This window comes from Enterococcus sp. 12C11_DIV0727 (genome assembly GCF_002148425.2).
In the GTDB taxonomy this organism is placed as follows: Bacteria; Bacillota; Bacilli; order Lactobacillales; family Enterococcaceae; genus Enterococcus_L; species Enterococcus_L lemimoniae.
Genome location: NZ_CP147248.1, coordinates 895,684 through 907,610 on the forward strand (window position 1 = coordinate 895,684; position 11,927 = coordinate 907,610).

Genomic DNA, 11,927 nt, shown 5'->3' on the forward strand with positions numbered 1-11,927 from the left:
ATGAGAATCATTATCAGTAAAATGTAATGTTTCAATTTAATAACGAAAAATAGAAGCACAAAATAAACCTACTACTTTGTCCTTCTATTTTTGATAATCACTATTTTAATGGGTCGTTCCTGTATTTTCTTCAATATCTACTTCTGTTGTTATTGCCGCCTCAACTGCATAAATTAATGAATCCGCAATTGTTTGGATTGGCATAGAAGGTGTTCCTACAGGACGATCAATCACCTGTGTTGGTTCAAACGGAACATGGATAAAACCACCTTTAACACCTGAGAATTCTTTATTGATCATGTACAATAAACGGTACATGATATCATTACAGACAAATGTGCCGGCAGTATATGAAATGTACGCTGGTAAGCCATGATCCTGAATATTTTTCATCATCGCTTTGATTGGTAGCGATGTAAAATAGGCAGTCTCACCCTCCTCTTCCAGTTTGACTCCGATTGGTTGATTGCCTTTATTATCTGGAATTCTCGCTTCGGCTAAGTTGATTGCTACTCGTTCCAACGAAACAGCGCTGCGTCCGCCAGCCTGGCCAACACAAATAACAATATCAGGCTGATGTTCTTTCATTGAAGCCTCTAACACTTTAGCACTCTCTTCAAAAACAGTTGGTATTTCTATTTTGATAATTTGTGCTCCTGCTACCTCATTTGGGATCAATTTTACCGCTTCATAAGCTGGATTAACTTTGTCTCCACCAAATGGATCAAAACCTGTGATTAAAACTTTCATTACAAATTACCTCCTTATTTTAAAAGCACAGCGGGCTCGTTCAGCTCTGACTGAAAAATAGGAAATTCTAACTGAGGTGCTTTTTACCTCATTTAGAATTTATCTTTTTTCCGAAGACCTTCAATCCTTGGAGCTTTAGCTCTTAGGAATTGATGAGATCGTAGCAGAGCGTAGTGTTAACCCACGGAGCTAGATAACATTAAAAGCTGAAAGAGCTCGTTCAGCTTCGACAAGAAAATAGGAAAAAATGCCTGAGGTGCTTTTTGCCTCATTCAGTTTTTATCTTTTTCTCGAGACCTTCAATACTTAGAGCTTTAGCTCTTAGGAATTAATGAGATCGAAGCAAAGCGTAGTGGCTAGCTCTTGAAGCTAGATAGTATTACAAGTACCGTGCGTTAATCACTTATCTAAACAAAATCATATAAACAACTTGGAATACAAACATAAAAATCGCAATAAACCATTGATTTTTGATTACTCCATATTTGTCTTTCATTTCCAACATTGCGACAGGAACCACGTTAAAGTTTGCTGCCATTGGTGTCAATAATGTTCCACAGTAGCCACAAGTTAATGCCAGCATACCGATCAAAGCAGGATTTGCTCCTTGTGAAAAGACAAATGGTGCACCGATCCCAACTGTCATCACGGTAATCGCTGCAAAAGCGTTCCCCATGATGATCGTAAATAGCATCATCCCGAAAGCATAAATAATAATTCCAACTACTACATTTCCTTGCGGTACAACTTTTCCGACAGCAGAAGAAATCACCGTGCCAACACCTGCACTCGTGAACACCGCTCCTAATGAAGCTAAGAGCATCGGCAACATACTCAAAGGACCAACCGTCCCAAGCATATCTGCTGCATCATCCAAAAATGTCGTCGGCTTATTGTTTTTAGAATAGAACATCAAGATCAAAATTGCGACGAAAACACCCACTCCTACACCAACTAAGGCACCAAGTTTAGTAAATAACGCAAAAATGATCGCAAATACGCCAATACTTAGGGCGGGGATAAAAATTTTCATACCCAATTTATCTGACATTTGTTGCATGTACTCTTTTGATGGCAATTTAGTTTTCCCTTTACTCACCTTTTTCAAAACAGCAGGAACCGTCATTGAAAAAATCAAGATTCCACTGATCAATGAGGGAATAAAGCGTCCACCTGAGATCACTACTCCTAATGTACACCAAAAATAGCCAGTTCCATAGCGATGAGGATTACTTTTATCTAGAAAATTCTTAATTCCAGTATAAATCAATATCAAGCCCATCAAGATATATAAAACTTCTAATAATTTTTCACCAAGCAAGACATCTGGGTTCATAAAATAACTCATGAGCGGTCTCCTTTCTTCTCGATAGTACCATAGTATTTTTTCATCAATCGACGATCTTTAGTATAAAAATAAATACTTGCTGTGATCAACGCAACAAGTGCCACAGGAATTTCAACCGCTGCTAACTCTACTAAACTTACTTCATAGCCTAGCTCTTTTAAGGTAGATTGTACTAATAGACCACCTGCACCGCCGATAAACAATACTTGACCGAAAAACCAGCAAATATTTTCCATCGCTGAGGCCATTCCTTTAAGTTCTTCCTCATATTCTTCATTTAATTCTAAGTTTTGTGATTCAACAGCGCCAATCGACATTGGCAAAATAATTGGACGTACAAAGCCTGCTACGCCACCAAAACTAACATTGAATGCTGCAAAAATCATTCTAAAAACACCATAGATGTCAATGATCAAGCCCGCTGAAACCTTTTTAAAACGACGAATTAGAGATGCAGCTGACTCTTTTAAACCGTTTCTTTCTAATGTTCCTGTTGCCAGCATAATAATAATAAAAATAGCCATACCGCGATTACTTACAAAACTGGTCCCTAAAATATCCAGCATGCCTTCTAAACCGATACCGCCCACTAAAGCAGTAACTACTAAGGCAATCATAACAATCAAGATCGAGTCTAATTTCATAGCAAATCCGACAATCACGATCAACACACCTAATAAGCTAAGAATATTTTCCATTGCGTTCACTTCTTTCTTTTTAGTTTATTTAATTAATCATCTTAAAAATAATGACTTCTTTATTATACACAAAATTTGTTTTACTTTTAATTTTTACGATAAAATTCACAAAAAAATGGTACCGTTTGAAGAAAATAAAAAAACTAGCCTGAAACATAACTTAAAGAGTTATGTTTCAGGCTCTTCATATCCGAATAGACGGTGGAGCAAACGGTCCTCGATGCTTCAGATCGGAGTGAAGCGAGAACCGTAGATGCAGAAACAGCCCTTTGAAAATACTCTCTTCTGTCCATTCACCTTAACTCTGACAATCAATAAACACCTATCGTCTCTTCTGCATTAGCATAAATTAATTTTTGCTTTGCTTCCTCCATTTTTTCCCATTTATCACCATAAATGTGCTCTAAGCGACCATAATCATCATACGACAAGATAAAACGATGTTCGTCATTTTCATCATTGATGATCGTATACAATTTGTCCTCTTCATCTTGGCTGATTTGCCAAGTACCTGATTCAAATTCAACGGCTGTTGGCATTGAGCTATTCTTTTCCAACATCTTTTTAACACTTTCTGTTGTATACTCTGGATTGTCTTTTAGATTTTCTTTCCGTTCATCTGATAATAAATAATAAACAACAAAGAATTTTTGTGACATCATTGGACGCACTTGGATATCCGCCCACAATGCATCAAATTTATCCTTAGGTAAAATTTCCCAGCCCGTCCCAAAAATAGTTGAAATTTTTTCATCATGGTCTTCTTGTAAAATAATAAACGGTTCTTCTTCCTCTAAAAGTGTTAGTGCTGTTACAGGTCCATACTCAGCCACATTATCTGGTGAAGAATGAAAAGCATATTTGGAATCGATCGCAAGCTCAGGCAGATCAGAAATAGTTAATTTTTGAGCCATTTCTTTTGCATGTCCCGTTAAATTTGTCTCAATAAAATCAGCTTGATCTGGATCTTCACGATCAACATAGAAATAATAAACAAATTGGTCATACAGATTTTCGCTTTCTTTTAGCGCTGAAGCGCTACTTGTAACAAAACTTTTATTCACATTTTGCTCTCCGCTAAATAGACTTTTGATCTCAGAGGGCGTGGTGTACGATTTATGTTCATTATTTCTTGAAATAACGCCACCTATTTTAACTAAAGCCACGATCAATAAGAAAATAGCCCATAAATAACTGCCCGCTCCTTTTTGTTTCTTTGTTAGAATCTGGATTGGTTCTACTGGTTGCAACAAAGCTAATTCATTTTCTCTAAATAAAGAAGGATTCCTTTTTGCTAAATCTGCCCAACATTCCTTCACACGAGAATGGCGTCGCAAACTAAAATAAACATGGCCCATCAATAAGTCAATGATTGTTGTGGGTAACGTAAGCTCACTTTTGTCAAAAGTCAGTACGTCATTTGTTGCCCCATCATTTTTCACCCATTCATAGTACGTTCTAAAAAAATCAAGTTCTTGACCTTCTTTTAAAGCTTTGGCTTCATTTAACAGTTTTTTAAACGTTGTAACGGTTCGCTCCTGCTCCATTCTAAAATCATTGAGTAATAGATAGGAGATTTCTAAGGTAACAACATCATAATCTTTAGTTGTCACACTTCTACACCATTCTAAACGTTCTTGCCATGAACTCTGATTTGCAACTCCATTATCCACTATTTGAAATAGTTCATAACGATTCGTAAAATACTGAATACGTTGTTCTTTTGAAATATCACGGTAAATAGCAAAAGCAAACAGCGGTACTTGCTTGATTTCTATCCACGAATAACAGAAGTAGTCACCAGATTTATACTCTTTAACCAAGGAATCAAAATCAAAAAAAACACCTATATCGGTAATCACTTGTCGCGATAATACACGATAGTTTGCCAATAAAAACTCTTGCATTCGATCTTTGATTTGATTATGTTCATCGCTCGACCATGCCAATTGATTAGAAAATAACGGCGTCCATTTTTCAATAGTTGCAAAAAAGTCTTTCTGCTCAAAAATCTCTGTTAGTTCCTGGTCGAAAAGCTCAACATGATTTGTTGGCTTTTTTTCATAGATAGATTCTGATGTTTCATTCTCATTAAATGGCTGTAGTTCAACTTCTTCTATATCTTGTTCTTGTATGTCTTTATCTACTTCAGTTCTATCTGCTTTAGCTTGGTCTTCCTTGGCTTGTTCACTCTCAACGCTCACAATTGGTCGATTACTCTCGATAATTGTTCCTGAAAGAAATAGCGCTGAGTCAAAGGCTTCTTCTAATGTATGGAAAGCTATTGGTGCGGCTTCCACATCAATCAGTTTTACCTTTTCGTCATAGGCCTTCTTGATTCTCTTTTTATCTGAAGTTGGTTCCAACTCCAAAATCTCCCAACAATTCATAACCCCAACTCACTTTCTTATTTCCCCAACTCGTTTATTCTGATACTTTTTTTGATGCTTCATTCTTAATCTATTATGACAAAAGTAACTAAGAATAACAATACAAGAAAGAGAGAGACTGAGAAGAATGCGTTTAGATTCAAAAAGTCAGTCCTACAATTCTTAATGACATTGACACTTAGAGAGTAATGAGGGTGGAGATAATGTGCTCCAGATAATTCGACTACTTCTCCTTTATCGACATTTACTGTTTATTCACTGTGACTAAAATCTATGAAAAAAAAACGATCAAACAATTCAGAATTTCTGAATTAGTTGATCGTTTTATTTATCAATTCTTATCCAAACTAATCACTTGTGTCGCGATATTTCCCAAAAAAGCTTGGTCATGTTCTACTACTAACATGGTTGGTTTTATTGCTATAATCAGCTTTTCTAATTGTTCTTGATTAAACACATCCAGATAATTTAATGGTTCATCCCAAATATAAAGCTCGGCTGGTTGAGCTAATGATTTTGCTAGTTCAATTTTTTTGCGTTGTCCCATACTCATTTGCTCGATACGATTTTGAAATACGGTTCTTTCCATTCCTAATTTGTGCAGATTATTAAGAAATTCTTGATGATTTAGACCCTGTTCTTCAGAAAACTCTAGTAACGTTCCTTGGTTATCTTCATAATTCTGACGAACATAACTGATTTTTAAGTTTGTTGGTCGAAGAATTTCGCCTTGGCTTTCTCCCTCAAACTGATTGAGTAAAAAACGAATGATCGATGATTTTCCAGAACCATTTTGTCCTGCTAAGGCGATTCTTTGACCTTGATTTAGCTCAAAAGAGAGCTTTTGAAACAATGGTTGATCTTGATAACTTAATACTAAATCTTCAACTGTCAGTATACGTTTATGATGAGCTGGTTGATAATTCATGGTTAACGGATCTACATATTCAATATCTTTTAAGAGATTTTCTTTTTCTAACAATTGTGCATCCATCCGATGTTCGATTGTTTTAGCTCGCTTCATTGTTCGAGCTGCTCTTGCGCCGATAAAGCCTGTATCATAAATCGCACCACTGCCTTTTTCAGATGCTTTACCATATTTATCTTGCTCCTTAGAACGAGACCATTCAGCTTTTTCAGCAGCTGTTTTTTTCAGACGACTGACTTCTTTTTTTAATTTTTCATTTTGTGCTAGTTCAAATTCATCTTTTATTTTCTTTTGTTCTTCATAAACTGAAAAATTGCCTTGATAAAGCTCTAACTGACTTTTTTCAATCGATAAGACATGATCAACAACCTCATCCACAAATGAACGATCATGACTGACTACGATAAAGCCTTGACGTTTCTTTTTTAAATAGTCTGCTACTTGTTTGCGCCCAACAATATCCAAATGGTTAGTCGGCTCGTCAATCAGTGGAAAATGATGATCATCAATAAACAATAGCGCCAATAAGACTTTTGTTTGTTCGCCGCCAGAAAGAGTCTCAAAATCACGCCACAAAATCTCTGGATCGACTTGCAGAAGATTTAGCTCTCTTTCGATTTTCCATTGCTCAAAATCACTGATTTCCTGTAATACATAATAGGTTAATTGCTTTTTTTCTTTGATTGGTTGCGGGAAATACAAAAACTCTAATTGATGCAAGATTTGACCACTGTAAGCTAACCGATTCTGTAAGATATTAAGTAAGGTTGTTTTACCGCGACCATTTCTACCGATCAAGCCTAATTTCCATTGTGTATCAAAGTTTAAATTAGCTTGTTCAAATAATAATGTACCTTGAGTGTCATACCCAAAGGTAAGATTTTTTATTTCAATTTTTGACATACTATCACCTCGTTAAGAAAAGCAGAAGGACTACTTCCTTCAGTTTTTCTCAGAACTGGCTATCTATTTAGGCGTACACAAAAAGAACCATACGCTGAAAAATCAAAGCCAATCCTGAAAATCTGCACACTGCTCCCTTGATGATTCTTCAAGTTACAGTCTGAATGCAGCTTCAACAAATGGACTTAATTTTTCAACGCACGGATCCCTCACTTCGTCTTTTATTGCATCCACTATATCATGCTGATTTTAGTCTTGTCAACAACCATTTAGCGCACTGCATCAGGAGACTAGTAAAAAGAAAAAAGTAACGGACCCAAGTGATATTACTTAACCCACTGTTTCATGTCGCTCCTCTCAAAATAACAGCTAATTATTCTTGTTCCTTTCGTATTTATGAGCCTACATGCTTTAGAAACGAAGCTCAAAAATGTTTAACTATAATTAGTCGTTATTGAATAAAAATTTTCACTTTTATCTATTGATCGTTACTATTTTTGAAAAAAATCTGTCAATCTCTCTGGCATCACTCTTTCTTGCTTCATTATGCTTTATACTATAGTGAATCGGAACAATAAAATAGTTACTGTATTTGATAGAAAAGGAGATTTTACTATGAAAATTGAACACATTGGTTTATGGGTCAAAGACTTAGAAAATATGCGTACGTTTTATGAAACCTATTTTAATGCAACAGCTTCTGAGCTTTATCACAACACAAAAACAAGTTTCCATTCTTATTTTTTAACGTTTGCGGATGGCGCAAGACTTGAAATCATGCAACGAGATGATGTTATAGATCGTAATTTAGAGAACGAAATGCTTGGTTTTGCTCATTTAGCGATTTCTTTAGGCACCAAAGATAACGTTGATAATCTCACGAACATATTAGTGATGGAAGGCTATAAGCTATTAAGTCCAGTTCGGACTACTGGAGATGGTTATTACGAGTCTGTTATTGCGGATCCAGAAGGAAATCGCTTAGAATTAACTGTTTAAAATCAAGGATAGACGGAGGAAATACTATGGATGTAAAAGCGATTGTTTTAGATATTGATGGAACACTTTTGAATGATGAAAAAAAACTAACTAGCCAAACTAGAACGGCGTTGATCGATGCGCAAAAAAATGGCATTAAAGTCATTCTTGCCTCTGGCAGACCAACTCCTGGTATGCTGAAATATGTTGAAGAATTAGAGATGGATCGCTATAATGGCCTGCTTGTTTCTTATAATGGGGCCCATGTCCTGGATGTGAGCACTCAAAAAGAACTATTCAGCCAACCCCTTTCGATTGAAAGTAGTAAAAATATATTAGAGCATCTTAAACAATTTGATGTAAAACCAATGATCGCTAAAGATGACTATATGTATGTCAATAATGTCTTTGATGGGATGTTGGATCTAGGCTCGGCGGATGGGCTGTTTAACATTATCGAATACGAATCGCGTGGCGGTAATTTTCAATTATGTGAAAAAGATGATTTAGCAGCTTTTGTTGATTTTCCTTTACACAAAATTTTGGTTGCTGCTCAACCTGAGTATTTACAAGAACACTGGCAAAAAATTCTTGCACCGTTTAATCAAACCGTTAGCGGGATGTTTTCAGCACCAATGTATTTTGAATTTACGGATCAGGGTATTGATAAGGCCAATGCTTTAGAGCAAACATTAAAACCTTTAGGCATCCATAAAGAACATATCATTTCATTTGGTGACGGACATAATGATTTGTCCTTGATCCAATATGCTGGAATGGGGATAGCCATGGGGAATGCGGTTGATGAGTTGAAGAATGCTGCAGATAAAATCACATTATCTAATAATGAAGATGGCATCGCGAAAGCCTTAGCTGACTTATTATAAATAAAAAAGATCAGGAGACAATCATCCTGATCTTTTTTATTTCCCACACCTGAACAATAATCAGTTATAATGCATATATACAAACCTAACTGAAAGGTGTTTATCTAATGAATTTAATCGTAAAATTGAAAAAACTAGAGCGACTTACCACAAGTGAACAAGCACTTGTTGACTACATTCTCGATTATCCAGGCAAAGTGATTCATTTTTCACCAAAGGAATTGGCAGAACATTCTTTTGTCTCTATTTCAACGATATACCGCCTGATCAATAAACTTGATCTTGATGGACTGAACGATCTTAAACTAGCTTTAGTCAATGATCTAAATGAGCACATGACAGATCAAATTATTGATATTGATTACCCCATTTCAGCAGAAGATAATCATTATGCCATGACTAAGAAACTAAAGACAGTCTATGAACAAACGCTCCAGTCAACGATTGATATCAATAATGTTGAAATGATTGCTTCTACTAACTTACTCCTTAAAAAGGCAAAGTTTATCGATGTTTACGCTTCATCTGCGAACATTTATTTTGCCCAAAACTTTCAATTTCAAATGCTAGAAATCGGAAAAAGAATCAACGTTCCGATTGATGACTACACACAAAATTTATCCGCTGCCAATAGCACGCCTGATCATCTTGCGATTGTTGTCTCTTACGAAGGACGCGGCTCCAGCGTAAAAAAAATCTTAGACATTTTACAGAAAAATAACAGTCAGATTCTATTGATTACCTCACAAAACAGCCCACTTCTAAAAGAAAAAGTCGCTGGTATTTTACTATTTTCCTCAATGGAAAACCACTATAACAAGATTTCATCTTTCTCAACACGGATGTCCTTGATGTATCTCTTCGATCGTTTATATCTTAGTTTCTTTAATCAAGATTATGAAAAAAATCTAGCTTATAAACTAGAAAACTATCAAAAGATGAATCCAAATTTGATTTAGTTAATTAAAAAAACAGCTCATCCAATAAAGTATGAGCTGTTTTTATCTGCATTACTTAAGGTTTACCAAAAAGAGGTCAAGTAATTTCGAACCGCCTACAAGATTAAATAGTAAGAATATAACTACAAATGATACTAACAATACCAGTAAGGTTAGCCCAAAACGACTTAAGATGTCTTCTCTTTTCCACAAATGATCCGTAAATGAGAAACTAACCATCAAAGCTACTAGACACAGCAAGCCCATCACGATCATATAAAAATCTCTTGTCAAAAAAGAACAGACGAAAGCACCTAGACTAATATAAACCGCTAAGCTTGTTGAACGAAACAATTCTGAAAAATCAACCATGAATGAGCTCTTTTTCTTTGATATTTTGGTAATTGCCACAAAATAGACCGAGCCAAAAAGTGCAAAGTAAATGCCGATCACTAATAAATTTTCAATAAATAATGATAGTGCCGTTTCAGCCCCGTAACCATCCATCCTTAACATACTCCGACTAATTGCTAGGCTGTTCACAACGATTAAAATTAAAAAGTTGATAACACCAAAAATGGAACTCGCTTGTTCTGTATTAGTATTGTTTCCTTTAATTTGACTATTAAGCCAACTAAAATAATTTTTGCTTTCTTTCGTTAGCTGCTGAACCGTTTGATTGCTTTTCAGTTGCTCATTTATTGTGGATTGGATTTGTGCTCCTTTTTCTAAAACAGTCTCTACTGTGGTCGCTTCTGTTTGCTCTTGATTTTGCCTTTTACCACAAGCAGAGCAAAATTTTGCCCCAGTCTTCAGTTCTTTACCACATTGAATACAATACTTCATTTTTACACCTCTACCAATTTATTAACCCTACATCATTTTTCATTTTTAATACTCGATAAACTGATTGATTCAAAGCTTCCTCTGTATATGTTCCTGCTTCGATCCCCTGTAGAACATAAGGAATCTGTTCTTGAAAAGAGGAAGATAAAATCAAATCATTCCCTGCTTTTAATGCGGCTAGCCCTGCTTCTTCTTGAGAAATGAAATCGGCAAGACCCGCCATATCCATATCATCTGTCATAATAACTTTTTCAAAACCTAATTCATTCCTTAAAACATCATGGACGGGGCGAGAAATTGAAGCTGGCATCGTTCCATCAATACTTGTAATAATATTGTGAGAAACTAAAACACTATCTGCACCAGCATCGATCCCTGCTTTAAAAGGTAAAAAGTCGTTGCTTCTTAGTTCATCGATACTGCGCGTGTCATAAACGATTTCCACATGAGAGTCACGATTATTGCCGTAGCCGGGAAAATGTTTTAACGTAGACGTTATCTTTTGTTTTTTTAATTCTTCAACACTGATTTTAATAAACTCACTTGTTTTTTGTGCATCAAGACCTAAGGTTCGATCATAAATAAAGGCTTGTGGATCAGTCGCAACATCTGCATCAGGAAATAAGCCCCCTTGGATCCCATACGAATGGAGTATTGCTGCTTTTTTTTGAATATCCGAACGAATCCCCGGCCACCCTGATTCCTGATAGACTTCTTGTGGTGATTTAAAAACTTCCGAAACCAAGCCTGTTCCTCTGCTTAAACGAGAAACATCACCACCTTCTTCATCTGAGGCAATAAACAATGGTACTTTACTTGCAGATTGATAGGATTTTATTTTATCCTTCAGTGAGTCTGGTGTCTCAGATTCAACATCACGCCCAAAAAGAAGATAGCCGCCTAAATGATAATTTTTGATACTTTCTAACTGCTGATCAATTGGTACTCGTGCCAAGAATAATTGTCCAACTTTTTCTTCCACACTCATATTAGCGATCATTTCATTGATTATTTTCTCTGGATCTTTTATGTTATTCCCCCCTGTTTCTTTCGTTGAATCCTTTGTCTCTTTGCTAGTTGATGTCGCTTCATTATCATTACTTTTAGCAGTCTCTGTATTTTTATCTTGATTAAGAAATAAAATTATCGCTAAACTAATACCCAAAATCGTTAGTAAAACTAGTATTGCACTGACAATCATCTTTTTGTTATTGATGGTATTACCTCCTCATATGGATTACATTGTTTGGTTGGTTTTTCC

Annotated in this window: 10 protein-coding genes; 3 read left to right on the top strand and 7 right to left on the bottom strand. The window is 35.8% G+C overall.

Annotated elements, in window-relative coordinates:
* Positions 1–105: 105 nt before the first annotated feature.
* From pcp to A5866_RS04375, 5 genes are all read right to left on the bottom strand, one after another.
* Complete coding sequence (gene pcp, locus A5866_RS04355) at positions 106–750, bottom strand: pyroglutamyl-peptidase I (protein ID WP_086279159.1); 645 nt, start codon at positions 748–750, stop codon at positions 106–108.
* A 403-nt stretch (positions 751–1,153) separates the two neighbouring features.
* The gene (locus A5866_RS04360) at positions 1,154–2,098 is read right to left on the bottom strand and encodes a DUF979 domain-containing protein (protein WP_086279158.1); all 945 of its coding nucleotides are present in this window, start codon (positions 2,096–2,098) and stop codon (positions 1,154–1,156) included.
* On the bottom strand, positions 2,095–2,796 hold the full coding sequence (locus tag A5866_RS04365; protein ID WP_086279157.1) for a 5-oxoproline transporter, DUF969 family subunit: 702 nt from the start codon (positions 2,794–2,796) through the stop codon (positions 2,095–2,097). The genes A5866_RS04360 and A5866_RS04365 overlap by 4 nt, the downstream gene beginning before the upstream one ends.
* Positions 2,797–3,107: 311 nt before the next feature.
* Positions 3,108–5,186, bottom strand: a complete 2,079-nt coding sequence (locus A5866_RS04370) for a hypothetical protein (RefSeq protein ID WP_086444277.1) — start codon at positions 5,184–5,186, stop codon at positions 3,108–3,110.
* Positions 5,187–5,517: 331 nt separating this feature from the next.
* Positions 5,518–7,017: an Lsa family ABC-F type ribosomal protection protein gene (locus A5866_RS04375; RefSeq protein ID WP_086279155.1), complete on the bottom strand. Its 1,500-nt coding sequence runs from the start codon at positions 7,015–7,017 to the stop codon at positions 5,518–5,520.
* Positions 7,018–7,632: 615 nt separating this feature from the next.
* Between A5866_RS04375 and A5866_RS04380 the strand changes: the two genes are divergently transcribed.
* The 3 genes from A5866_RS04380 (at position 7,633) to A5866_RS04390 (ending at position 9,841) form a co-directional block, all read left to right on the top strand.
* Complete coding sequence (locus A5866_RS04380; RefSeq protein ID WP_086444276.1) at positions 7,633–8,016, top strand: VOC family protein; 384 nt, start codon at positions 7,633–7,635, stop codon at positions 8,014–8,016.
* A gap of 26 nt (positions 8,017–8,042) precedes the next feature.
* A complete protein-coding gene (locus A5866_RS04385; RefSeq protein WP_086279153.1) occupies positions 8,043–8,882 on the top strand; it encodes a Cof-type HAD-IIB family hydrolase in 840 nt (279 codons plus the stop codon).
* Between the two features lie 107 nt (positions 8,883–8,989).
* Positions 8,990–9,841, top strand: coding sequence for a MurR/RpiR family transcriptional regulator (locus A5866_RS04390; protein ID WP_086444275.1), 852 nt, complete (start codon positions 8,990–8,992; stop codon positions 9,839–9,841).
* A 51-nt stretch (positions 9,842–9,892) separates the two neighbouring features.
* On the opposite strand, the gene A5866_RS04395 is transcribed toward A5866_RS04390, so the two are convergent.
* Positions 9,893–10,666: a zinc ribbon domain-containing protein gene (locus tag A5866_RS04395; protein ID WP_086444274.1), complete on the bottom strand. Its 774-nt coding sequence runs from the start codon at positions 10,664–10,666 to the stop codon at positions 9,893–9,895.
* A 10-nt stretch (positions 10,667–10,676) separates the two neighbouring features.
* Complete coding sequence (locus tag A5866_RS04400) at positions 10,677–11,867, bottom strand: glycoside hydrolase family 3 N-terminal domain-containing protein (RefSeq protein ID WP_086444273.1); 1,191 nt, start codon at positions 11,865–11,867, stop codon at positions 10,677–10,679.
* Positions 11,868–11,927 lie beyond the last annotated feature (60 nt).